We start from the raw sequence: 24,249 nt of genomic DNA on the forward strand, positions 1-24,249 counted from the left end.
CTATGTGCTGGGCGCGTCGAGCGTATCGATCCGGCGCAGTTTGGGGAAACTCGACGCCCAGATCGCCGCCACGACAAGCGTCCCGACCCCGCCGATGACGACCGCCGGCACCGCGCCGAAGATCGCCGCCATCGTGCCCGCCCTGAATTCCCCGAGCTCGTTCGAAGCGCCGACGAAGACCATGTTGACCGCATTGACGCGGCCGCGCAGCTGATCCGGCGTCCAGAGCGCAATCAGGCTCTCGCGCACATAGACCGACACCATGTCGGCCGCCCCCATCAGCGCCAGCGCCGCGATCGAGACCTCGGTGTTGGTCGAGATGCCGAAGATGATCGTTCCGACGCCGAACAGGGCGACGCCGATGAACATGTAGATGCCGGCACGATGCTTGAGCGGATAGGCGACAAGGAAAATCGCCATGACGATGGCGCCAAGTCCCGGTGCGGCGCGCAGCAGACCGAGGCCCCAGGGACCAAGGGTGAGGATATCGCGCGCAAAAATCGGCATCAGCGCCGTGGCCCCGCCGAGCAGCACGGCGAAGAGATCGAGCGAGATCGCCCCGAGCACCACCTTTTCGGCGCGGATGAAACTGAAGCCGCCGAGGATCATCGCCCAGCTCTTGGTCTCGCCGGTCGTCTTCTGCACCGGTTTCGGGATCATGTAGAGAAGGGCCGCACCGAGCACGGAAAATATCACCGCCACCGTATAGGCAGTCGGCGCACTGACACCGTAGAGCAGGCCACCGAGCACCGGGCCGGTGATTGCCGCGAGCTGCCAGGACGACGAATTCCAGGCGATCGCATTGGAGAGCGCCTCCTCCGGCACGAGATTGGGCGCCAACGACTGCACTGCCGGCGACATGAAGGCGCGCTCGATGCCGAAGATCAAAAGCACCGCGAAGACAGGCAGCGGCGTAAAGCTTCCCATCAAAGTCATGACAAGCAGTGCCAGCGTGCAGAGCGCGCTCACCAGCGAGCAGAGGGCGGCGATCGCCCGGCGATTGTATCGGTCGGCCACCGAACCAGTGACGAGGATGAGCAGCAGCGACGGCAGGAACTGTACGAGACCGATCAAGCCGAGATAGATCGCGCTGCCCGTCTGGTCGTACATCTGCCAGCCGACCGCGACGCTGACGATCTGCTGCGAGAAGGAAAGCAGGAAGCGCGCGAAGAAGAATCGCGTGTAGGACGAATGCCGGAACGCGGCAAAACGGTCTCCGGTGGGCGAAAACGACATGGATGTTTTCCGAGGAGACGGGCGCCGGAAGAGCTGCAAAGCCGCCCGTTAAACATGATTCACCGTGCGTTTTCACACGGCACTTGCCCGTTTAGTCGCCAATGTCTACATGTCTGTCAACAACGAATTGGAGACGATGATGTTTGCGCTGTTTCAAACCATTGATTTGGCTTTGAATATTTACACCTGGATCCTGATTGCCAGTGCCATTTTTTCCTGGCTCTATGCCTTCAATGTTATCAATTCCAGCAATCAGTTCGTCAATTCGGTCGGCACATTCCTCTATAATGTCACCGAACCGGTGCTGAAGCCGATCCGCAGCCGGCTGCCGAACCTTGGCGGCATCGACATTTCGCCGATCATCCTGCTGCTGATCATCTTCTTCCTGCGCACCTTGCTTTGGACGACAGTGTACCCGCTGGTCGCTTGAGCAGTCCCTGGAGCCTTTTCGATGACCATCTGCGCCTCGCTGTCCGGCTGACGCCGAATGGCGGGCGTGATGCTCTCGACGGTATTGAGGCCGACGGCGAGGGCGAAGCTTTCCTGAAGGCACGCGTCACTGCCGTGCCCGAGAAAGGCAAGGCCAACAAGGCGCTCATGCTTTTGATCGCAAAATCCCTGCGCATTCCCAAATCCAGCGTCAGCCTCGTCTCGGGCGAGACCGCACGCAAAAAAATCCTCCGGATCGACGGCGATCCGGAGGATTTGGTAAAAAAGCTCGAGATATTTTTAGGCTGAGCGATCAGCCTTTCTTCTTGGCGCGCTCGACGGCTTCGAGGATGAGTTCGCCGGCTTCCTTGGAGTCGCCCCAGCCGAAGATCTTCACCCACTTGCCGGGTTCCAGATCCTTGTAGTGCTCGAAGAAATGCTCGATCTGCTTCAGCGTGATCTCGGGAAGATCGGTGTAGTCCTTCACCTTCTCATAGCGCAGCGTCAGCTTCGGCGACGGCACGGCGATGATCTTCTCGTCCTTGCCGGAATTGTCTTCCATCTTCAGGACGCCGATCGGGCGCACATTGATGACGCAGCCGGGAACCAGCGGGCGGGTGCTGGCGATCAGGACGTCGATCGGGTCGCCGTCTTCCGACAGAGTGTGCGGCACGAAACCATAATTGCCCGGATAGGTCATCGGCGTATAGAGGAAACGGTCGACCACCAGCGTGCCGGCTTCCTTGTCCATCTCATACTTGATGGGATGACCGCCGACCGGAACCTCGACGATAACGTTGACGTCCTCAGGTGGATTATTACCGATTGAAATGGCGTCGATGCGCATAAGAAACTCCCGCGAGGTTGAATGTGCTGGCAGCCAGATAATCAGTTTCATGTGGCAACGCAACATCGCACAGCGCCAATGCTTGACTGCACCGGGCCACATTCACATCAAAAGTTTCTAAGAGGAGATAGGCGAACGCAGACTCCAGCGCCGCACGTCTTTTCAGACGCCAAAGGACGCTGTGGCACTTCGAACGACCGTTCAGCTCCAGATGAAGCCGATCTTCTTCAACTGCCTGTGATCGAAACTTTCCATGCCTTCGCAGAAATCGACGCCGCCATGATTGCGGTAGAAGTGGCTGGCGGTCTCGTTATCCTCGAGGCACCAGACGACCAGCCCGTTGCAGCCGAGCGACTTCAAGAGACGGCGCGCTTCGCCGAACAGCATCCTGCCAAGGCCGATGCCCTGATACTCAGGCCGAAGATAAAGCTCGTAAATCTCGCCTTCCTGCGGCAGCGCGCGGGCGCGGTTGAGGCCGAGTGTCGCATAGCCGGCGACTGTCCCGGCAACATCGAGAACCAGCAGCGTCGCCGGTCCGCGCGTTGCTTTGCGCCACCAGCTTTCGCCGCGCCGCTCGATCATCTGCGTCAGTGCGCGATGCGGAATGATGCCCGCATAGGTGTGTTGCCAGGCAAGCCTGTGTGTTTCCGATATGGCTCGGGCATCTTGCGGCTCGGCCCGCCGGACATCGATCGACAACGTCTTCATAACGTTTACTCTGGTCCCGCCGAGGGCAACTAACCATATGCACAGAGGCATTGTGATCGATTGCCCACAGACTTGATATGTGGACGACGATCAAAAGTTAACGCTTTTTTAACGATTGTCACAAGACGGAATCGACGCGGCGCACAATAAAAAACCCCGGCGCGAAGGCCGGGGTTTTGAAGGATTTCTCTCCAGCGCCGCGCCTCTTTTCGAGAGACCCATGACGCTGCAGCAGTTTGAATGGCGCTCAGAGAGCCGCCTTCGTCTTTTCGAAACGCTTGCGATCGTTTGCGTCGAGATACATCTTGCGCAGACGAATATTCTTCGGTGTCACTTCCATCAGCTCGTCATCCTGGATCCAGGAGAGCGCGCGATCAAGCGTCATGCGGATCGGCGGTGTCAGCTTCACCGCTTCGTCCTTGCCGGCGGCGCGGATGTTGGTGAGCTGCTTGCCCTTCAGGACGTTGACTTCAAGGTCGTTGTCGCGCGAATGGATGCCGATGATCATGCCGGCATAGACCTTTTCGCCCGGCTCGATGATCATCGGGCCGCGATCTTCCAAGTTGAACATCGCATAGGCGACGGCTTCGCCGGGGGCGTTGGCGAGCAGCACGCCGTTGACGCGGCCACCGATCACACCCTTGTAGGGCTGGTAGTCGTGGAACAGGCGGTTCATGATCGCCGTGCCGCGCGTATCCGTCAGCAGCTCCGACTGGTAGCCGATCAGGCCACGGGTCGGTGCGTAGAAACGCAGGCGGAGACGGTTACCGCCCGACGGACGCAGCTCGACCATTTCGGCCTTGCGCTCGGACATCTTCTGCACGACGACACCGGAATGTTCTTCGTCGACGTCGATGACGACCTCCTCGACCGGCTCCAGAAGCTGGCCGCTTTCGTCCTTGTGCATCACGACGCGCGGACGCGACACGGCAAGCTCGAAGCCTTCGCGACGCATGGTTTCGATGAGAACGGCGAGCTGAAGTTCGCCGCGGCCGGACACGTAGAACGAATCCTTGCCTTCGGCTTCTTCGATCTTCAGGGCGACGTTGCCTTCCGCTTCCTTGAAGAGACGGTCGCGGATGACGCGGCTCGTCACCTTGTCGCCTTCGGTGCCGGCCAGCGGGCTATCGTTGACGATGAAGGACATGGTGACGGTCGGCGGATCGATCGGCTGCGCCGGCAGCGGTATTGTGATCGAAGGATCGCAGAAGGTGTCGGCGACCGTGCCCTTGGAAAGGCCGGCAATCGCGATAATATCGCCCTGATGCGCTTCGTCGATTGCCGTGCGCTCGATGCCGCGGAAGGCGAGGATCTTGGAAATACGGCCGGTTTCGATCGTCTTGCCGTCGGCGTGGAGAACCTTCACGGCCTGGTTCGGCTTGATGGAACCGGAATTGATACGGCCGGTGATGATGCGACCGAGGAAGGGGTTGGCTTCAAGGATCGTGCCGATCATCGTGAACGGACCTTCGTGGACGGTCGGCTCCGGAACATGCTTGAGCACCAGGTCGAGAAGCGGCGTAAGACCCTGATCCTTCGGACCTTCCGGATTGACGTTCATCCAGCCGTCGCGGCCCGAACCGTAGAGGATCGGGAAGTCGAGCTGCTCGTCGGTCGCGTCGAGGTTTGCAAAGAGGTCGAAGACTTCGTTGATGACTTCTTCGTGGCGGCCATCCGGACGGTCGATCTTGTTGATCGCGACGATCGGGCGAAGGCCAACCTTCAACGCCTTGGAGACAACGAACTTCGTCTGCGGCATCGGGCCTTCGGAGGAGTCGACGAGAACGATCGCGCCATCCACCATCGAGAGAATGCGCTCGACTTCACCGCCGAAGTCGGCGTGGCCGGGGGTGTCGACGATGTTGATGCGGACACCCTTCCATTCCACCGAGGTCGCCTTGGCGAGAATGGTGATGCCGCGTTCCTTTTCGAGATCGTTCGAGTCCATCACGCGTTCAGCGACACGCTGATTTTCGCGGAACGAGCCGGACTGCTTGAGAAGCTCATCCACCAGGGTCGTTTTGCCATGGTCAACGTGCGCGATGATCGCGATATTGCGAAGTGCCATATGTGAAATCTCTGAAGCTGGGGCGCACGCTCTAGAGGACGCGCCTATTAGTTTGGGGCGTCCATACAGTTTTTTTTGCGTTTGCGAAAGGGGGGGAACGCGCAAAAGCTGCGGCAAGGCTGTCGCCCTGCCGCATCATGGCGTGTCATCAAACTGTCTTAGGCGTCGCTGCCTGTCAATTCCTCGAAGGTCGAAAGTCCTTTTTTGACGAGCATCGCGTCGGGGCTCGGCAGCTTGCCGCGGAAGGCCTTGTAGGCATCCTCCGGATCGACCGAGCCGCCGACGGAATAGATATTGTCCTTGAGCTTGCGCGCCATCTCGCCATTGAAGGCGTCTCCCGTCTCCTCGAAGGCGGCAAAGGCGTCGGCGTCGAGCACCTCCGACCACATGTAGGAGTAATAGCCGGCCGAATAGCCGCCGGAGAAGATGTGCTGGAAGTGCGGCGTCGCATGGCGCATGACGATCGACTTCGGCATGCCGATCTCGGCCAGCACCTCGGCCTGCACCGCCATCGGGTCCTCGACGGCCGTTCTCGTGTGAAACGCCATGTCGACCAGCGCCGACGAGGTGAACTCGACGGTATTGAAGCCGGCATTGAAGGTGCGGGCGGCAAGCACCTTGTCGAGCAGGGCCTGCGGCATCGGCTCGCCGGTTTCGACATGCACGGCATAGCGCTTCAGAATATCGGGCACCGTCAGCCAGTGCTCATAGAGCTGTGACGGCAACTCGACGAAATCGCGAGAGACGCCGGTGCCCGCAACCGAGGGATAGGTGACGTTCGAAAGCATGCCGTGCAGCGCATGGCCAAATTCGTGGAACAGCGTACGGGCATCGTCAAGCGACAGCAGCGCCGGCTTTCCTTCCGCCGGCTTGGCGAAGTTGCAGACATTATAGATGATCGGCAATTCGCCGTGGCGGCCGTTCTTCAGTTCCAGCCTGTGCTGCGATTGCAGCGAGCTCATCCAGGCGCCTGATCGTTTCGAACTGCGGGCGAAATAATCGCCGAGGAAGAGGGCGACGAGCTTGTCTTCGCGGTCCCTGATTTCGAACACCCTGACGTCAGGGTGATAGGCGGCCACGCCCTTCTTCTCGACGGCCCGGACGCCGAACAGTCGGCCGGCGACGTCGAAGCAGGCTTCGATAATCTTCTCGAGCTGCAGATAAGGCTTGAGCTCGGTCTCGGAGAAATCGAACTTCCGTGCCCGGATCTTTTCGGCATAGTGGCGCCAGTCCCAGGGCATCACCTCGTGGTTCCGGCCTTCCTCGGCAATCAGCGCCGCGATATCGATCTCCTCCTCGCCGGCGCGTTTCACCGCCCGTGCCCAGACAGCCCTCAGCAGGCCGTTCACCGCATCCGCCGTCTTCGCCATCGTGTTGTCGAGCTTCAGCTCGGCGAAATTGCCGTAGCCAAGCAGGGTCGCCACCTGATGGCGGAGCGCCAGCGTTTCCCTGATGACGGCGCGGTTATCCGTCTCCCCTTCATTTTCGCCGCGCGCCACCCACGCCTTGAAAGCCTGCTCGCGCAGATCGCGACGCTCCGAGAAGGTGAGGAAGGGCTCGATAATCGAGCGTGACAACGTCACTGCATATTTGCCCTCCTCGCCGCGTTCGCGCGCTGCTGCCGCCATCGCGTCGCGAAGGAATTCCGGCAGGCCCTCGAGCTCGGCGCTATCAGAAAGGACCAGCGCCCATGCCTTTTCGTCGGCCAGCACGTTCTGGCCGAATTGCGTCCCGAGGCCGGCAAGCTTTTCATTGATCGCCGCGAGTTTTTCCTGTTCGGCCTTTTCGAGCTTGGCGCCCGATTTGACGAAGCCTTTCCAGTGGCGTTCCAGCACGCGTGTCTGTTCGAGCGTCAGACCAAGCGTCTCGCGGCCCTCCCAGAGCGTGTCGATGCGGGCAAAAAGCGCGGCATTCATCCCGATCTTCGAATAGTGGCGCGACATCTTCGGCGAGATCTCCCGCTCCAGCGCCTGGATCACATCATTGGTATGGGCGCCCGCCTTGTTCCAGAACAGCGACGAAACGCGGGACAGCGCGTCGCCGGCAATCTCCAGCGCCACGACCGTATTGTCGAATGTCGGCGCATCGCCGTTTCCGGCAATCTCGTCGATCTCCCTTTCATGCGCGGCAAGTGCGGCTTCGAAGGCAGCAGCGAAATCGCCGTCGTTCAAGGCATCGAAACGCGGCAGACCGTGAAGACCGTCCCAGGTCACCAGCGCCGGATTGAAATCATGTGGAGAAGACATCGGAGAATTCCTTTTTGGCATGCAAGTGAATCGGCAATATAGGAGAGCGGCCATAGAATTGGTATGTTGTCGGGAAGGACCTTTTGCCTCGCCTGGCAAATCCGGCGGGCGCCTGTCAAATCTGGTGGACAACAATTGATACGTGAAAATTAACCAACCGTTAACGATTGACGCGAATCACGCGCAAGCGCTAGTTTCCAGGTGATCTTCTTGTAAGGGGACATGCGCCATGGAAATTTTTTCTGTGCGGTCTTCTCAGAGTTTGCTTTTTAAAAACAATCCTAATAACGCAAAAAGTTCGAAGACCTCTGATATTCAAATCGAGACCAGAGCTCCCGCCCCGGCCTCGTTCCAGATCGAAGACGATGTTGGCGAAGGCCCGGATTTCACCGCGGTCAGCCCTGGGGAACTGCGCAATTACGCACGCCAGGGTTTCGACAGTGGCCTGATCGATCAAAACACCTACGCCGCGATCTCCGAACCGCTGCCGATGCATGCGATCGATCCGCTCGGCAACATCATCGATCTCTCCAGCGTCACCGACGGCACCAGCTTCAATTTCCTCGATTACTACCAGAACCAGCTGCAGATCGCCATGTCGATCGGCGATTCTGAAGAGGTCCAGACACTGAAATCGATCGTCAGCTTCCTGAATGCCTGACCTCACGCATGCATAAATCAAAGACAAGCGCGTCGCATGTCTCGGGCGCGACGCGCTTTAATCAGGCCTTGCGCCAGCCGAGCAGGCCGGGCGTTGCGTGCCAGAGCGCCTGAGCGGCAAATCCCATGAAAAGCACGCCGGAGCAGCGCACGATCAATCGCTCATGGGCGCGATAGAAGCGCCGCACCGTACCGGCGCCGATGATGCCGATCAGGATAATGTCGGCCGTCACGAAACCGACGAACGACACGACGAGCAGCACCGGCAACGCTTCGAAATCGAGCGCGCCGGCCGAGCCTGCAACGAGTGCGGTGAAGGTGGCGAGCGCCACCGGATAACCCTTCGGATTGGTGACGCCGAAGATCAGACCGCGGCGAAACGGTCGCTCGACCACAACAAGCGCCTGTCCCTCCGCTTTCGGCTTGGCATTGACGGCGCTCCAGCCGATCCAGGCGAGGTAGAAGCCGCAGGCAAGGCCGAGCAGGTCGAAGACGAAGGTTCCGATCGTCTTTGCACCGACGATCGCGATCAGCGCCAGCGACGACCAGATGAGGTCCCCGACCAGATGCCCCATCATAAAGAGGGCGCCGGCCTTGCGGCCCTGCCCGGCGCCGATGCCGAGCAGTTGCAGGAAGGCGGGTCCCGGAATGAGCACGTAAAAGAGCGCCGCCAGAAAGGCGCCGAAGAGCAGGGACTGCGTCATGGAAATGCTCCGGAGGATGATTGCAGCAGACTAAGCGATCACAGCCATCCGTCAAGGGTGGTGCACGGCTATGGAGAGTGGGATCAGGTAGCAAGCGCGCTACACCGGAGGCGGCTTTCAAGCCCGAGGCGGACATCTGTTCGTTGTTGAAGGATGCGGCTGCCGCGATGATCTACAAAGCGACGGGCAATCTTCGAGCAATCCAGATCCTGCTCGGACATACCAAGATCGAGAACACGGTCAGGTATCTTGGTGTGGACATCGAGATGCGTTGGAACTAGCGGAGCATACAGAGATTTGACAGAGTGCGGGGCCGTGCCTCTTGGGGAAAACGTTTCCGGTTTTAGCAGTTCGATTGAGCGGCTATGCGCCAAGAGCGGGCATCGGCTTCTGCAGGAGTGCGTGCCAATTTTCCGGCTGGGTGACGGGCTTCGTTGCTGGGCTGTATCCATCAGAACCACTCGCCTTCGATGGTTCAAGCCCTCATCCGGGGGGTTTTGGCAAACACACTAAGACCGAGCCATTCCTGCATGTCGCGCGCGAGGACCCTGTCCCCTTCAAGTTTCAGCGTTTCTGCATCGGTTTCCTGACGTATGGTCGTGAGGCCCATCCAAATTGCGGTCATCGAACGGAGCAACCCTTCAACGAGAAGGTCTACATCATAGCCCGGATCGAAGTTGCAGAGATCGACTTTTCCGTTTTCGACCACAAGCCACCAGCTTTTTTGGGCGGCCGAAAGTTCCGGGTACAGAAACTGTATCGTACAACGGCGGGTCGGAAGTCTTCTTGTATCGAGGCTGCGCCGCATGTCCCACATGAGCAGAGAAGGGTCGAGATTCTTCAAGGAAAGTCGCGATTCCATCCACCGTTGAGCCCAATTTCCGAGACCTATGATCAGAGGTCTCAATTCTTCGCCCGCTGCCGTGAGTTGGTAATCGGTAATGCCGTTCGCACTCCTTGTCACCGTGATGACGCCCGATTGTTCCAGTTCTTTCAGTCGTTTTGATAGGAGTGCCGGAGACATTTTTGGTAGACCGCGACGCAACTCATTAAAGCGCGTCGATCCGCAAAGGAATTCTCGAACGACCAAGGTCGTCCACCGCGAGCAGAGGATTTCCGAGGCCATTGATACCGGACAGAATTGCCCGTAGCCGTCACGCTCTACCATAAGGACCTCCACCGGTCTGGATCAGGCACAATATTGCAAAACAACCGGTCCGCCAAATGCTCCTTGCCTGGCCATACGGCGGCGGCGTTCAGTACAGTTCGTGTACTAGCCGCAATTGTGAAACGAGCGCAGAGTCTCAATCCTCACGAGATAGGAGGCATTGATATGCTCGGGCTTACAGAACCAAAACAGAACTTTGCCGGCGGTCGGACCATTGTCGAACTAACCAATTCGGTCCTGCCCACCATCGCTCAACGCGCCGCATCGGTCGACGAGAGCAACACCTTCGTCGGCGAGAATTACGCGCTTCTAAAAGAATCTGGACTCGTGCGGGCAGGCGTTCCAATCGAATTGGGCGGGCTGGGCGCGGAAGTGCCCGAACTTTCTGAGATGCTCAAATCCATTGCTCGTGCATGTGGGTCCACTGCGCTTGCCTTTTCCATGCATACCCATCAAGTCGCCATCCCCGCCTGGCGCTGGCGGCATCAAAAGGTGGCCGCGGTGGAGCCGCTCCTGAGACGTGTTGCGTCGGAGCAAATCATATTGCTCTCGAGCGGCGGATCGGACTGGATCGGCGGATCGGGCAAGGCCATGAAAGTTGATGGCGGATACCGGATCACCGCGCGTAAACGCTTCACTTCCGGCGCGGCGGCAGGAAACATCCTGATGACCGGTGCTGTTTATGAAGAACAGGACGGCGCGCGCTCCGTCATTCATTTCGGCGTTCCGATGGCATCGCCAGAGGTTTCGATAGAGGATACGTGGCGAACACTTGGAATGAGGGGAACCGGGTCAAACGATGTCATCATCGAAAACCTCTTCGTGCCGGATGCGAGTGTCGCATTTTCCAGAAGCGCGGGGCAATGGCATCCAGTATTTCAAGTCATCGGCATGATCGCGTTTCCTCTGATCTACGCGGTCTATCTTGGCGTCGCCGAGAGCGCCCGCGACATCGCAGTCAAGATGGTCCGTAGCAAGGCCAACAGCGATCATGTGATCGGGTTAGCCGGGCGCATGGAAACGTCTCTGAGGGCCGCACAGATCGCGCATCGCTGGATGTTAGAGGTAGTTGCTCGAAACGAACCGTCCGCGGAAACCGTCAACGAGGTTATGATCGGCCGTTCCTTGGTCGCACGGCACGCTATCGAGGTGACGGAGCTTGCAATGGAGGTCGCAGGCGGCGCGGCATTCTATCGAGAGAACGGGCTGGAGCGCTGCTTCCGTGACATACAGGGCGCTCGCTATCATCCGATGCAGCCCGGAGCCCAGGCGCAATACGCGGGTTCATTCGCGCTCGGACTTCCCACCGAGAAGATTTTCTAGCGCCTGGCGCAACGACGAACTCCGCGGAATCATAGGCTAGGTGGGTATTTTGACGTCCAGAATTCGAATGGACGAGCCCCGCCAGCAGGGACGACAGAGCAACCTCTTGCGCGCTTTGGGCCGATATGCGACCTCGACCACGGCAGCTCTGCGCCGTCAATTCGGTCGGAAACGTCGTCATCGCGCAGGCCAGAGAGCGGACATAGCTCCGTGGCGGCGCCACGTCGCCGGTACGCCATCAGCGATCATGCATGTTGCGGACGCGCTCGCATTCCATCGCGCAGAGAATGCTGCGCAGAAAGGTTACGCCTCATTCATATTGATTGAGGTCGATCAAGGATGGTTCGGCCTCGATCATCTAAGGTTTTCTAAAAGTGAGATCGTCATGGCCGAGACGCAGCAGATGTTGACCAACCCGACGCGGTACCTGTTCTTCACGGGCAAGGGCGGAGTCGGCAAGACGTCCCTAAGCTGTGCGAGCGCGATCACGCTCTGCGACGGCGGAAAGCAGGTGCTGCTGGTCAGCACTGACCCCGCCTCCAATCTGGACGAAATGCTGGCTACGCCGCTCCGGGCTATCCCCACCCTAGTCCCATCCGTACCCGGCCTCTACGCCATGAACATCAATCCGGAAGCCGCCGCCGAAGACTATCGCGAACGTGTATTGGCACAGATGGCAGCCAGCGCTTCCGAGAGCGAACGGAACACGGTTCGGGAACAGCTTTCCGGAGCCTGCACGACAGAGATTGCGGCGTTCGATGCCTTTGTCGGACTCCTTGCAGACGACATGTCGACGTTCGACCATATCATTTTCGACACCGCACCCACAGGTCACACATTGCGGCTTCTCAGTCTTCCAAAGGCATGGACCGGCTTTCTTGAGGGTAATGACAGGGGCGCATCGTGCCTGGGTCCGCACTCGGGCCTGAAGATGCAGGAGGCGCGGTTCCGGGAGGCGCTTGCATGCCTGGGAGATGAGAAGCGCACCCGGATCGTCTTGGTCGCCCGTCCGGACTCGAGTGCTCTTCGCGAGGCCTCACGCACGTCGGGCGAACTGGCGGCCCTCGGGCTAAAGAACCAACTGCTCGCGATCAATGGGCGGTTTCGTGCGACTAAGCGCGACGATCCGATTGCAGTCGGGATTGAGCGATCACAGGATGCCGCGCTCTCGACGATGCCGGTTGAACTGTCCAGGCTGCCGAGCGACGAGTTTCCGATGCTTCCCTTCGATATGGTGGGTCTTGATGCTCTGAGGGCCTTGTTCGCACCTCAGTCGCAGGCGTCGACCATCCAGGAACCGGTGGCAGCCGCCCAGACCACCCTGCCGTCGCTTGCGAAATTGATTGACGAGATCGCCGGTGGCCGCAAAGGCCTGGTGATGGTGATGGGAAAGGGCGGCGTCGGAAAGACGACGGTCGCTGCGGCCCTTGCGATCGGCCTGGTCGAACGCGGCCATGCCGTGCATTTAACGACCACTGATCCGGCGGCTCACCTGTCGTTTATCGTCGAGGGAAGTATGCCCGGTCTGACGGTTGACAGGATTGATCCGGCTGCCGAAACCAAACGCTACATCGAGAAAGTCATGTCCTCACGCGGACGCGATCTCGACGAGGAAGGCAAGGCGCTTCTCCGGGAAGACCTTGAATCTCCCTGCACGGAGGAAGTCGCTGTCTTCCACGCCTTCTCACGGATCGTGGCAGAGGCCCGCGACGCCTTTGTGGTCATCGACACCGCTCCGACGGGGCACACGCTTCTCCTGCTGGATGCGACGGGCGCTTATCATCGTCAGATGACGCGACAGATGGAGACGGTCGGCCCTGGCCGGATAGTCACGCCACTGATGCGCCTTCAGGACCCGGAATATACGCGCGTCATCCTCGTTTCCCTTCCCGAAACGACGCCGGTCTCCGAAGCGGCGATGCTGCAGGAAGATCTGCGCCGAGCAAAGATTGAGCCTTACGGTTGGGTGGTCAACAGGACCATGGCGGCGAGTGGCACGCATGACCCGCTTTTGCAGTCGCGCCTTGCGGGAGAACGGGTGCAGATCGACCGGATCACACGCAAATTGGCGAAACGAGCCTATATTCTGCCGTTCCAGGCTGTTCCCCCGGTTGGCATCGACGCTTTGAAACGGCTGTCCGGGCGGGAGTGAGACGACGAACGCCAAGCTCAAATTAGGAAGCCGCGTCGAACCGATGGCGGTTCTCGCTATATCCCTTCCCGCGGCGGGCTGGAAGCGCTTGCGCCCTGAGGCTTTGCCTACCTAAAAAACATATTTAGTATGTCCGCAGTTGGCCGAACTGTGACCACATCGCCAGATGTTTGGATGTCCGCTCTCTCCCTTCCGCACTCCAACATCGGACTGTCCCCTCACGGCCCTGTAGCGGTCGTCTATCCAAGCCGAGCCGATGTCCGTTGTTGATGCGATCCGGCCATCCAAAACGCTCTACGATTTTGGTGCCGTTTGCCACCTCACTCCACGAAAAAGCCCGCGCGGCGATGCCGGCGGGCTCATATCCGGTTCGAAGGCGAACCGTGATTATTTCACGAGGTTGCGCTTGGCGAGCGTGCGCAGGCGCAGCGCATTGAGCTTGATGAAGCCGGCCGCATCCTTCTGGTCGTAGGCGCCCTGATCGTCCTCGAAAGTGACGAGCTTGTCGGAATAGAGCGACTTGTCGCTTTCGCGGCCGATGACCATAACATTGCCCTTGTAGAGCTTCAGCGTCACTTCGCCCTCGACATGCTCCTGGCTCTTGTCGATCAGCGCCTGCAGCATCTCGCGCTCCGGCGAGAACCAGAAGCCGTAATAGATCAGCTCGGCGTAACGCGGCATGATGTCGTCCTTGAGATGGGCGGCACCGCGGTCGAGCGTGATCGATTCGATGGCGCGGTGCGCCGTAAGCAGGATCGTGCCGCCTGGTGTCTCGTAGACGCCGCGCGACTTCATGCCGACGAAACGGTTCTCGACGAGGTCGAGACGGCCGATGCCGTTGTCGCGGCCGTAATTGTTGAGCGCAGCCAAGAGTGTCGCTGGGCTCATGCGCACGCCGTTGATCGAAACTGCATCACCCTTTTCGAAGCCGACCTTGATGGTCGTTGCCTTGTCGGGTGCAGCTTCAGGCGAAATGGTGCGCATATGCACATATTCAGGCGCCTCCTGGGAGGGGTCCTCGAGAACCTTGCCTTCGGACGAGGAATGCAGAAGGTTGGCGTCGACCGAGAACGGCGCCTCGCCCATCTTGTCCTTGGCAACAGGGATCTGATGCTGTTCGGCAAAGGCCAGCAGATCGGTGCGGCTCTTGAACGCCCAGTCGCGCCAAGGCGCGATGATCTTGATGTCGGGGTTCAGGGCATAGGCGGACAGTTCGAAACGGACCTGGTCGTTCCCCTTGCCGGTCGCGCCATGGGCGATCGCATCGGCGCCGGTCTTCTTGGCGATATCGATCAGATGCTTGGAAATCAAAGGACGGGCAATCGAGGTGCCGAGCAGGTAGACGCCCTCGTAGACGGCATTGGCGCGGAACATCGGGAAGACGAAATCGCGCACGAATTCCTCGCGCACATCCTCGATATAGATCTCCTTGATGCCGAGCATCTCGGCCTTTTTGCGCGCCGGCTCCAGCTCTTCGCCCTGGCCGAGATCGGCGGTGAAGGTGACGACTTCGGCGCCGAGCTCCGTCTGCAGCCACTTCAGGATGATCGAGGTGTCGAGGCCGCCGGAATAGGCGAGAACGACTTTCTTCACGTCTTTGTATGATGCCATGATGATGAGGTCCGTTGCATAAAAGGCCGGCAAAACCCGGTGTCGCGGCACTTTTAGCGAGATTGACGCGTGACGCAAGGCCAAGTGCGACGGTGATGGTGCCGATACCGTTTGACAGGGCGAAAGCGGAGCCCATATTCGCCAACGTCCGCAAATGCTCGAGGAGAGGTTGCCCCCGTGACGAATATTCAAGACATTTTCAAGAAATCCAATGTTGCCGTCATCACCGGCGGCGCCTCCGGCATCGGCCTTGCTGCGGCGAAATATTTCGCCGGACGCGGCATGAGCGTCGCCATTGCCGATCTCGGCGGCGATCGGCTGGCCGACGCCGCCAACGAACTCAAGGCCATTGCCGGCGAGGAAAATGTGATGGCGGTCGAGACCGACGTCGCCAGCAGAGACTCGCTGGAAGCGCTCGAACGCGCCGTGCTCCAGCGTTTCGGCCGTGTGCACGTGCTGATGAACAATGCCGGCATCGGCCCGGAAACCTCGATCTTCAGCCCGCAGGCGAACTGGGACAATATCTTCGCCGTCAACCTGATGGGCGTGATCAACGGCACGCGCACCTTCGGCCCGAAGATGCTGTCGCACGGCGAGCCGGGCCTGATCATCAACACCGGCTCCAAGCAGGGCATCACCACGCCACCCGGCAACCCCGCCTACAACATCTCCAAATCAGGCGTGAAAGTCTTCACCGAAGCGCTGCAGCACGAGCTTCGCAACGTCGAAGGCGGAAAGATCTCCGCCCATCTTCTGATCCCCGGCTTCGTCTTCACCGGCCTCACCAAGGGCGACCGCGCCGAAAAACCGGCCGCTGCCTGGACGCCGGAGCAGACGGTCGATTTCATGGTCGAGAGCCTCGAACGCGGGGATTTCTATATTTTGTGCCCTGACAATGACGTGGCGCGTCCGGTCGACGAGCGCCGGATGGCTTGGGCGGCCGGCGATATCATCGAGAACCGGCCGCCGCTGTCGCGCTGGCACAAGGACTACGCCGACAAGTTCAAGGCCTTCCTCGAACAGAAGTAATCGGCACCATCAGAAGGTTTGATTGGTAATTTTCCGAAAGCCGGGTAAGAGAACCCCAGATCCTTTCCGGCTTTCAGAGTGTGTCATGGATTTCCTGCCCAGCCTGCCGACCCTTCTCGCCTTTGGCGCCGCGACGCTGCTGCTCGCGGCGACCCCAGGCCCCGATATGACGCTGTCGATCAGCCGCGCGCTGGCCCAGGGCAAAAAGGCGGCGCTCTTCGTTGTCGTCGGCACCAGCCTCGGTATCGTCGTCCACACCATGCTGGTCGCTTTCGGCATTTCGGCGCTGATCACCGCCTCACCGACCGCCTTCCTGATCCTGAAGACCGGTGGTGCTGCCTATCTGCTCTGGCTGGCGGTGCAGGCGATCCGTTTCGGCTCGAAGCTCACCGTCGCCAAGGTCGAGGAGCAGAAGGGCACTGCGCTTTCGAACATCTCGTCGGGCTTCTGGGTCAATCTTCTGAACCCCAAGGTCATCATCTTTTTCATGACCTTCCTGCCGCAATTCGTCAGCGCCGGCGATCCGGCCGTCACCCACAAGCTGCTCTTTCTCGGCTTCTGCTTCATCCTGATCGGCATGCCGGTCAATGCCAGTGTCGTCTTTGCCGCCGACTGGCTGGCCTCCTGGCTGCAGAACAACAAGAAAGTGCTGCGCGGCATGGATTACACCTTCGCCGGTGTCTTCTCGATCTTTGCCGCAAAGATCCTGCTCACCCAGGCGAGATAGGCGCGGTTGCGAAGCAATCCCGCGGTTGCGCAGCAATCCGCCCGCAGTCGGCATATCGATCCGCCCGCGGTCGCTTGATCGATCCGCCCGCGGTCGGTTGATCGATCCGCCCGCGGCGTGAAACGATCCGCCGCCAGCTACACCAATATTCGCGAGACGCCACGCCGGAGCAGGCGGTGACCGCGAATTTCGTCGTCTTCCAAAATTATTCCATGCCTTTCGCGCGATTACTTGTGATCAACATATGATCGTAAGTCGGCAATTGTGGCTAGGCCACGCCACCTTCTCTGCCCACATATCCTTTACGGCTCACGAAGAGCTGCCTCGAAAGGATAAGTCCATGATTACGTTCCGCAATATCATAACGGCAGGAGTTGTTGCGCTGGCGTTTGCCGCCACATCCCTTACAGCGACAACACCTGCCTTAGCTCACGCCGGCGGAGGCCATGGCGATGGCGGCTTCTCGCGTGACGGCGGCCACTTCGGCGGTGGTGCGCATACGGGCGGCGGCAATTTCGCCGATCGCGGCTTCGGTGCGCATCATTTCGGCGGAGCCGGCCATTTTGGCGGACACCGCGACGGTCGTTTCGCCTTCCATGATAGAAATCGTCTGTTCTTCGGCGATGACGACTATGACCCGGAACAGTGCCAGCCGGAATGGCTCAACCAGTACGGCCATCGCGTGCTGGTGGAAGTCTGCTCTTGATGACGGTCCCACTGGCCTCTGAGGAGTCGTGAAACGATGAGCTGCCCGCTAACCGATCAGCAACGCATCGTCATCCAGCGTCTGGCCGCGCATCTTGCGGAACATTGCGATCAGATCCTCGACCTGCAACGTCTTGCGGCTGTCGCCGGCGACATCGAGCACGATCTCGCCGCCATGCAGCATCACGGTTCGGTGGCCATAGTCGAGCGCCTGGCGCATCGAATGCGTCACCATCAGCGTCGTCAGCTTGCGCTCGGAAACGATCTTCTGGGTCAGGCCCATGATGAATTCCGCCATGCCGGGGTCAAGCGCCGCTGTATGTTCGTCGAGCAGCAGCACCTCCGAGCCCGCCAGCGTCGCCATGACGAGCGAGACCGCTTGCCGCTGGCCGCCGGAGAGCAGGTCCATGCGGTCCTTCATGCGGTTCTCCAGCCCGAGATTGAGTTCGGCGATCCTTTCGCGAAAATGGTCGCGCCGTTTTGCGCCAAGCGCCGAAACAAGTCCGCGCCGTTCGCCGCGGCGCGCGGCAAGCGCGAGATTTTCCTCGATCGACAGCGCACCGCAGCTTCCGGTCAGCGGGTCCTGGAAGACACGGGCGACCAGCCCGGCGCGCGCCGCCGTCGTCTTGCGGGTCACGTCGGCACTGCCGATCAGCACCTGTCCTTCGCTGGCCAGCACATCGCCGGCGAGCACGCCGAGCAGCGTCGATTTGCCGGCGCCGTTCGAGCCGATGACGGTGACGAAGGAGCCTTCCTCGATCGTCAGGCTGACACCCGAAAGCGCCTGCTTCTGCAGCGGCGTACCGCGCCCGAAAACGACCTTGATGTTCTTGAGGTTGATCACGACGCGGCACCTCCGCGCAAACGGGGAAGGATGAGCGCCACGGTCACCAGCACGGCCGTGACGAAATTGAGGTCGGACGCCTGCAGGCCGATGACGTCGCTCGAAAGCGCCAGCTGGATGGCAATGCGATAGAGGATCGAGCCGAGCACGCAGCCGATCAGAGCGATCAGCAGACCGCGCCGCCCGAGCAGCGTCTCGCCGATGATGACGGCAGCGAGACCGACGACGATCGTACCGACGCCGGAGGTGACGTCGGCAAAGCCGTTGGTCTGGGCAAACAGCGCGCCGCCGAGCGCCACCAGCGCATTGGAGATCGCCATGCCGAGATAGATCTGCCGGCTGGTATCGACGCCCTGGGCCCGCGCCATCCTTGCATTGGCGCCGGTCGCCCGCATTGCCAGCCCGGCATCGCTTTCCAGGAAACGCCAGACCAGGATGAGGGCGATGACGACGAGAACACCGACGAAGAGCGGCCGCACGTAGAAATCGCGAAGGCCATGGCCGAAGAACGGGCTGATCATCGTGTCGGCATTGATGAGGGCGACATTGGGTTTGCCCATCACGCGCAGATTGACGGAAAACAATGCGATCATCGTCAGAATCGAGGCGAGCAAATTGAGGATCTTGAAGCGCACATTGAGCAGCGCCGTCACCATGCCCGCGGCGGCACCGGCCGCCATGGCGATCAGCGCCGCAAGCCAGGCATTGACGCCGGCAATGATCAGCACGGCCGTCACCGCCGCACCAAGCGGAAAGGAGCCGTCAACCGTCAGGTCGGGAAAGTCGAGAACTCGAAAGGCGAGATAGACGCCGAGAGCGACGAAAGAATAAACCAGGCCGAGCTCGACGGCCCCCCAGAATGCGATTTGGCTCAAGGCTTTCAGCCCCTCTTCTGTCCGCTTCCGCTCCGCGCCTTGCGCAAAACATCAGGCTCTTAATACCATCAGCCGCCCCCGCGTGGAACGGGAGCGGCTGCAAACTCGATCAGCGACGGCAGTCGCCTTGTTATTCGATGACTTTGGTAGCGCGGGAAAGCACGCCCTGCGGCAGGGTGACGCCCATCTTCTCGGCCGCCGCCTTGTTGACGACGAGGTCGCTGCCGGCAGCAGTCTTGACAGCGATGTCGCCCGGGTTCTCGCCCTTCAGCACACGCACGACGATCTCGCCGGTCTGCTTGCCGACATCATAATAGTTGAAGCCGAGGGCGGCGATCGAGCCGCGCGAAACCGAATCCGTATCGGCGGTAAAGAGCGGCAGCTTGCTCTCTTCGGCAACGGCGACAGCACCTTCAAGCGCGGAGATGATGGTGTTGTCGGTCGGAATGTAGATCGCATCGGCGCGGCCGACGAGCGCACGCGCCGCACCCTGGACCTCGGCCGATTTGGTGGCCGCCGATTCGACCACCTTCAGGCCGGCCTTTTCGGCTTCGGTCTTCAACACGGCGAGCAGCGAAACGGAATTCGCCTCGCCGGAATTGTAGAGATAGCCGATGGTTTTCACATCGGGCAGGATTTCCTTGATCAGCGCAAGGTGCTCGGCGACCGGCGACATATCGGAGAGGCCGGTGACATTGCCGCCGGGCTTGTCCATGTTCTTGACGAGCTGGGCGCCGAGCGGATCGGAGACGGCCGTGAACACGACAGGAATGTCCCGCGTCGAGGAAACGACGGCCTGGGCCGAGGGTGTCGAGATCGGCACGATGACATTGGGCTCGTCGCCGGCGAACTGGCGGGCGATCTGGGCCGCCGTCGCCGGATTGCCCTGCGCCGATTCGAATACGAATTTCAGGTTCTCGCCTTCCTTGTAGCCGGCAGCCGTCAGCGCATCGAGAACGCCCTTGCGCGCCGCATCCAGCGCCGGATGTTCGACGATCGCCGTCACGGCGACGGTGACGTCATCAGCCTTCGCGGGCAGGGAAAGGGCCAAAGTGGCGGCAAGAGCGAGCAAAATCGGGCGCATGAGGATCCTCCTGAATGATTTTGGGGGCACTTTTAGGAAAAGCGCCCCCTGAAATCAATCGCGGAGAATTGTAGCGAGGATCAAACTTGCTGATCAGTCGTCGGCGCCGTGATTGGCGATCATCATCGCCTCGAAGGCCAGACGTTCGGTCTTGCGCATGCGTTCGGATTCCGATTTCAGCTGGCCGCAGGCGGCAAGAATGTCGCGGCCGCGCGGCGTGCGGATCGGCGAGGCATAGCCTGCCGAATTGATGAAGTCGGCGAACTTCTCAATCTGCTCCCAGTCGGAACACTGGTAATTGGTGCCGGGCCATGGATTGAACGGAATGAGGTTGATCTTCGCCGGCACGCCCTTCAGGAGCTTGATCAGCCCCTTGGCGTCTTCCAGGCTGTCGTTGACATCCTTCAGCATCACATATTCGAAGGTGATGCGCCGCGCGTTCGAAAGACCCGGATAGGTCCGGCAGGCCTCGATCAGCTCCTTCAGCGGATACTTCTTGTTGATCGGCACCAGAAGGTCGCGCAGATCGTCGCGCACCGCATGCAGCGAAATCGCCAGCATGACGCCGATTTCCTCGCCGGTTCGGAAGATCTCCGGCACGACACCGGAGGTGGAAAGCGTCACGCGGCGCCTGGACAGCGACAGGCCGTCACCATCCGTGGCGATCAGCAATGCCTGCTTGACGGCATCGAAGTTATAAAGCGGCTCACCCATGCCCATCATGACGATGTTGCTGACCTTGCGGCCCTCGGCAGGCATGATCGTGCCCTGCGGCGCTTCACGGTCCGGGAAATCCCCAAGCCGGTCGCGGGCAAGCAGCAGCTGCGAAAGAATTTCCTCCGCCGTCAGGTTGCGCACCAGACGCTGTGTCCCGGTATGACAGAAGGAACAGGTAAGCGTGCAGCCGACCTGGCTGGAGATACAGAGCGTGCCGCGGCCCTCTTCCGGAATATAGACGGCCTCGATCTCGACGGGACGCCCGGCGCCGCGCGGGGGAAAGCGCAGCAGCCACTTGCGCGTGCCGTCGTTGGAGACCTGCTCCTCGACGATCTCGGGACGTGCGATGGTGAAATGCTGCTTCAGCATCTCCCGCATGTCCTTGGCAACATTCGTCATATGGTCGAAGTCGGAGACCCCGCGCACATAGATCCAGTTCCAGAGCTGCGAGACGCGCATCTTGATCTGCTTCTCGGCCACACCCTTTTCCCGGAGTGCCGCCCCCATCTCCTCGCGCGACATGCCGATCAACGACGGCTTCTCGAGGCTGGCGGACGTGCGCGCCTGCGGCTTGGTGACAACGATCTCATCCATGACGGACATAGTCTTTCATCCCGAATTCGAACACGTAACCGCCCCGCAAGCCCTGCGAACTTCAGGGCTAAGCCGGAAGACTGGCGGGTGCATGACGGCACATTAGCAGAAATTGAATGGCGGAACGGCGACGGATATCGCGATCTGTCCGCTGTTGCGCGGCCTTTAGCATCATTTTGCCCGCGCGTCACTATAGATGGAAACGACGAGGGCCGGCGCAAGGCCGGCCCTCGAAGCTCTGACAACAAAAAAGCTTACTTGCAGGTTTCGATCTGCTTCAGCGCAGCCGAGATACCCGAGAGCGAATAGCTGTAGGAGGTGCCGGTGCCCTTGCGCGAAACGGCATTGACCGTCATCGAATGACCGGTCTTCATCGCCGCGACGAGGGCTGGCTCCTGCGCCGCGTTCTCGACCCAGCCGGCCTTGTCCTTGGTGAACATCACAAAGGTCTTGTTGTCGATCACGACGTTGATCTTCGAACTTTCCTTGACCGTGTAGCCCATCATCGCCTGCGGCTCATAGGAGATGTTCTGGCCCGGACGCTGAGAGACGATGAAGAAATTGTCGCCGTGGTCGACGCTTGCCGGCTGCTTTGCCGTCGGAACGGACAGCACGTAGCAGACGGTGCTGTTGCCCGACTTGTAGGAGTAGGCGCCCCATGCCTGGAACTGCTGGATGCGGTTCGGCGCGGCCTGTTGCGCTGTCGCAACTCCGGCCATAACAAGGGTGAGTGCGAGAGCGGATACGATACTTTTTACAAACATGGATTCCTGCCGGTTCTTGCGATTCAAGGCCCGAAGCGATCATAGCGGGCGCCGCATAATCACGATCTGCTTTATTTTGACTTAATTCAGGTTACCAAATGGTCAACAATAGCTGCGATTTGTGTCGGCCTGTGTCATTTCAGCTCGAGTGTCAATTTTCGTCCCTTTAACGGTATCGGCCGCGACACCGTGCCCCAATGGCACTGGCCCTCCGTTCGGCTGAATTTAAGACACAAAGATTCAGGCAAGAGTTTGACCTTTCCCAAATCCGTTGTACCTCAGTAAGACTTGGAAATCCGGGACGAAATTATTGTCGCAGGGGGCTGGTGAGGAGATATGGATGCCGAGGAAAGACAGCGTTTCGCTGCCCTCGCGAAGGCCGTCGCGGACGACCGCGACCAGCAGGCCTTTTCCATCCTGTTCGACTATTTCGCACCCCGCCTGAAGGCCTGGCTGATGCGCCAGAAGATGACATCAGGCGAGGCTGAGGAACTGGTCCAGGAGATCATGATCGTGCTCTGGCACAAGGCAGAGCTCTACGATGCCACGCGATCTTCCCTCTCGACCTGGCTTTTCCGCATTGCCCGCAATCGCCGCATCGACATGCAGCGCCGCGCCAACACCCGCATCTTCGACGAGACCGATCCGGCCCTGCAGCCGCCGGCCGATATCGGCGCGGAAGAAATCATCGCCAATGACGATCGCGACGCCAAGATACGCGCCGCCGTCGGTCAATTGCCGGAGGAACAGCGCGACATGCTGCGCGCCGCCTTCTTCCTCGGTCAATCGCATTCGGAGATCGCCGAAGCGACCGGGCTGCCGCTCGGCACGGTGAAGTCACGTATCCGGCTTGCCTTCGGCAAGCTCCGCAAGGTGCTGGAACGCGAAATTGCCTGATGCAATGTCGCCCGAAAGGACGCAGCGCTTTGGGGATGGCAACACGCATGAAACAAGCGGTCGCATCCCGGTTGGACGCGACATGCGTTAAATCGTCTTCATCGCTTCTTCCGGCCGATCGGCGAGAACGCGGTCGGCGGCTTCGTAGTGGCCCGGCCGTATGTGGCCGCGCACCATCGCGAAGGCCGCCGAAAGCACGGCGATGTCGTCGGAAAAGCCGATGACGGCAAAAATATCCGGGATCATGTCGACCGGCATGACGAAATAGGCGAGTGCCGCAAGCAGCACGCCGCGCACCTTGGTCGGCGTCTGCGGATCGAGCGCGCAATAGAAACCGGCGACGACATCGCGCGAGAACGGGATCTGCCGCACCGCCCGCCGGAAAGTCGGCCAGAATTTCTGCCTGACGGTTTTCTCGCGCCGGCTCTGCGTGTCCTCGTCGCCCGGCAACAGGATTTCCCCGAATTTGACCTCGTCCATCCCTGCATCCCTTTTATCCATGCGAACATATGGTGATGGCGCCCAGTCTTTTTCAATCGGCCCCGCTTTCAAACAACACCGCGTGCCGCAGCCTTCTCCATTGCCTTGGCGAGCTTAAAATCCAGTTCCGTCAGCCCGCCGGCATCATGCGTGTTCAGCGTCACATCCACCCTGGAATAGACGTTGAACCATTCGGGATGGTGGTTGAGCTTCTCGGCCGCAAGCGCTGCCTGCGTCATGAAGCCGAAAGCCTCAACGAAATTTGCGAACTTGAACGTCTTCGATATCGACGAACCCGCATCATTGAGCGCCCAGCCCGAAAGCTCGGTCAGTTGCGCCTCAACCGCCGTCCGTTCCAGTCTTTCCATTTTCATGCCATGC

General features: G+C 60.1%; 24 protein-coding genes and 1 pseudogene. 10 read left to right on the top strand and 15 right to left on the bottom strand.

The features are described from left to right. Nucleotides 1–1,236: an MFS transporter gene (locus RL_RS23195; protein ID WP_011653865.1), complete on the bottom strand. Its 1,236-nt coding sequence runs from the start codon at nt 1,234–1,236 to the stop codon at nt 1–3. A 139-nt stretch (nt 1,237–1,375) separates the two neighbouring features. Between RL_RS23195 and RL_RS23200 the strand changes: the two genes are divergently transcribed. Next, the gene (locus tag RL_RS23200) at nt 1,376–1,666 is read left to right on the top strand and encodes a YggT family protein (RefSeq protein ID WP_041936506.1); all 291 of its coding nucleotides are present in this window, start codon (nt 1,376–1,378) and stop codon (nt 1,664–1,666) included. Then, the gene (locus tag RL_RS23205) at nt 1,663–1,974 is read left to right on the top strand and encodes a DUF167 domain-containing protein (protein ID WP_011653867.1); all 312 of its coding nucleotides are present in this window, start codon (nt 1,663–1,665) and stop codon (nt 1,972–1,974) included. Before RL_RS23200 ends, RL_RS23205 begins: the two co-directional genes overlap by 4 nt. Before the next feature lie 4 nt (nt 1,975–1,978). Here the strand turns inward: RL_RS23205 and ppa are convergent, their stop codons facing one another. The 4 genes from ppa to RL_RS23225 form a co-directional block, all read right to left on the bottom strand. Next, nucleotides 1,979–2,512 (bottom strand): inorganic diphosphatase, encoded by a 534-nt coding sequence (gene ppa / locus RL_RS23210; protein WP_011653868.1) that lies wholly within the window; start codon nt 2,510–2,512, stop codon nt 1,979–1,981. Between the two features lie 201 nt (nt 2,513–2,713). Continuing rightward, complete coding sequence (locus RL_RS23215; protein ID WP_003543622.1) at nt 2,714–3,220, bottom strand: GNAT family N-acetyltransferase; 507 nt, start codon at nt 3,218–3,220, stop codon at nt 2,714–2,716. 247 nt (nt 3,221–3,467) lie between these two features. Further along, on the bottom strand, nt 3,468–5,288 hold the full coding sequence (typA, locus tag RL_RS23220; RefSeq protein ID WP_011653869.1) for a translational GTPase TypA: 1,821 nt from the start codon (nt 5,286–5,288) through the stop codon (nt 3,468–3,470). 158 nt (nt 5,289–5,446) lie between these two features. Beyond that, entirely contained in the window at nt 5,447–7,534 is a 2,088-nt protein-coding gene (locus RL_RS23225; protein ID WP_011653870.1) for a M3 family metallopeptidase, read from the bottom strand. Between the two features lie 229 nt (nt 7,535–7,763). On the opposite strand from RL_RS23225, the gene RL_RS23230 reads away from it, so the two are divergent. Beyond that, complete coding sequence (locus RL_RS23230) at nt 7,764–8,195, top strand: hypothetical protein (protein WP_011653871.1); 432 nt, start codon at nt 7,764–7,766, stop codon at nt 8,193–8,195. Nucleotides 8,196–8,256: 61 nt separating this feature from the next. Here RL_RS23230 and RL_RS23235 read toward each other — a convergent pair whose 3' ends face one another. Continuing rightward, nucleotides 8,257–8,898 carry a LysE family translocator gene (locus RL_RS23235; RefSeq protein ID WP_011653872.1) on the bottom strand — a complete coding sequence of 214 codons (642 nt, stop codon included), beginning with the start codon at nt 8,896–8,898 and terminating at the stop codon, nt 8,257–8,259. A gap of 161 nt (nt 8,899–9,059) precedes the next feature. Here RL_RS23235 and RL_RS40660 point away from each other — a divergent pair. Then, nucleotides 9,060–9,199 (top strand): annotated as a pseudogene (locus tag RL_RS40660) (integrase); the annotation flags it as partial. A 174-nt stretch (nt 9,200–9,373) separates the two neighbouring features. Here the strand turns inward: RL_RS40660 and RL_RS23245 are convergent. After that, nucleotides 9,374–10,066: a winged helix-turn-helix transcriptional regulator gene (locus RL_RS23245; RefSeq protein WP_011653873.1), complete on the bottom strand. Its 693-nt coding sequence runs from the start codon at nt 10,064–10,066 to the stop codon at nt 9,374–9,376. Nucleotides 10,067–10,231: 165 nt separating this feature from the next. Between RL_RS23245 and RL_RS23250 the strand changes: the two genes are divergently transcribed. Together RL_RS23250 and arsA are read left to right on the top strand one after the other, a co-directional pair. Then, complete coding sequence (locus RL_RS23250) at nt 10,232–11,389, top strand: acyl-CoA dehydrogenase family protein (protein ID WP_011653874.1); 1,158 nt, start codon at nt 10,232–10,234, stop codon at nt 11,387–11,389. A gap of 385 nt (nt 11,390–11,774) precedes the next feature. After that, nucleotides 11,775–13,541 (top strand): arsenical pump-driving ATPase, encoded by a 1,767-nt coding sequence (gene arsA, locus RL_RS23255; RefSeq protein WP_011653875.1) that lies wholly within the window; start codon nt 11,775–11,777, stop codon nt 13,539–13,541. 387 nt (nt 13,542–13,928) lie between these two features. Here the strand turns inward: arsA and RL_RS23260 are convergent, their stop codons facing one another. Further along, nucleotides 13,929–15,152, bottom strand: a complete 1,224-nt coding sequence (locus tag RL_RS23260; RefSeq protein WP_011653876.1) for an argininosuccinate synthase — start codon at nt 15,150–15,152, stop codon at nt 13,929–13,931. A 177-nt stretch (nt 15,153–15,329) separates the two neighbouring features. Here RL_RS23260 and RL_RS23265 point away from each other — a divergent pair, with 177 nt between their 5' ends. From RL_RS23265 to RL_RS41150, 3 genes are all read left to right on the top strand, one after another. Further along, nucleotides 15,330–16,181, top strand: coding sequence for an SDR family NAD(P)-dependent oxidoreductase (locus RL_RS23265; protein ID WP_011653877.1), 852 nt, complete (start codon nt 15,330–15,332; stop codon nt 16,179–16,181). Between the two features lie 85 nt (nt 16,182–16,266). Next, nucleotides 16,267–16,908, top strand: a complete 642-nt coding sequence (locus RL_RS23270; protein ID WP_011653878.1) for a LysE family translocator — start codon at nt 16,267–16,269, stop codon at nt 16,906–16,908. Between the two features lie 340 nt (nt 16,909–17,248). Continuing rightward, nucleotides 17,249–17,614 carry a hypothetical protein gene (locus tag RL_RS41150; protein ID WP_011653879.1) on the top strand — a complete coding sequence of 122 codons (366 nt, stop codon included), beginning with the start codon at nt 17,249–17,251 and terminating at the stop codon, nt 17,612–17,614. A 48-nt stretch (nt 17,615–17,662) separates the two neighbouring features. On the opposite strand, the gene RL_RS23280 is transcribed toward RL_RS41150, so the two are convergent. From RL_RS23280 to RL_RS23300, 5 genes are all read right to left on the bottom strand, one after another. Then, on the bottom strand, nt 17,663–18,457 hold the full coding sequence (locus RL_RS23280; protein ID WP_011653880.1) for an ABC transporter ATP-binding protein: 795 nt from the start codon (nt 18,455–18,457) through the stop codon (nt 17,663–17,665). Further along, nucleotides 18,454–19,332: an ABC transporter permease gene (locus RL_RS23285; RefSeq protein WP_011653881.1), complete on the bottom strand. Its 879-nt coding sequence runs from the start codon at nt 19,330–19,332 to the stop codon at nt 18,454–18,456. Before RL_RS23285 ends, RL_RS23280 begins: the two co-directional genes overlap by 4 nt. A 130-nt stretch (nt 19,333–19,462) precedes the next feature. After that, nucleotides 19,463–20,416, bottom strand: coding sequence for an ABC transporter substrate-binding protein (locus RL_RS23290; RefSeq protein ID WP_011653882.1), 954 nt, complete (start codon nt 20,414–20,416; stop codon nt 19,463–19,465). Between the two features lie 93 nt (nt 20,417–20,509). Beyond that, a complete protein-coding gene (rlmN, locus tag RL_RS23295; RefSeq protein WP_011653883.1) occupies nt 20,510–21,736 on the bottom strand; it encodes a 23S rRNA (adenine(2503)-C(2))-methyltransferase RlmN in 1,227 nt (408 codons plus the stop codon). A gap of 245 nt (nt 21,737–21,981) precedes the next feature. Then, nucleotides 21,982–22,491 carry an invasion associated locus B family protein gene (locus tag RL_RS23300; RefSeq protein WP_011653884.1) on the bottom strand — a complete coding sequence of 170 codons (510 nt, stop codon included), beginning with the start codon at nt 22,489–22,491 and terminating at the stop codon, nt 21,982–21,984. A gap of 336 nt (nt 22,492–22,827) precedes the next feature. Here RL_RS23300 and RL_RS23305 point away from each other — a divergent pair, with 336 nt between their 5' ends. Further along, entirely contained in the window at nt 22,828–23,388 is a 561-nt protein-coding gene (locus tag RL_RS23305; protein WP_011653885.1) for a sigma-70 family RNA polymerase sigma factor, read from the top strand. An 87-nt stretch (nt 23,389–23,475) separates the two neighbouring features. On the opposite strand, the gene RL_RS23310 is transcribed toward RL_RS23305, so the two are convergent. Then, on the bottom strand, nt 23,476–23,868 hold the full coding sequence (locus RL_RS23310) for a YkvA family protein (RefSeq protein WP_003543641.1): 393 nt from the start codon (nt 23,866–23,868) through the stop codon (nt 23,476–23,478). A 68-nt stretch (nt 23,869–23,936) separates the two neighbouring features. Continuing rightward, entirely contained in the window at nt 23,937–24,242 is a 306-nt protein-coding gene (locus tag RL_RS23315; protein WP_003543642.1) for a 4a-hydroxytetrahydrobiopterin dehydratase, read from the bottom strand. Nucleotides 24,243–24,249: the final 7 nt, after the last annotated feature.

It is taken from the genome of Rhizobium johnstonii 3841 (assembly GCF_000009265.1).
Taxonomy (GTDB): Bacteria; Pseudomonadota; Alphaproteobacteria; order Rhizobiales; family Rhizobiaceae; genus Rhizobium; species Rhizobium acaciae.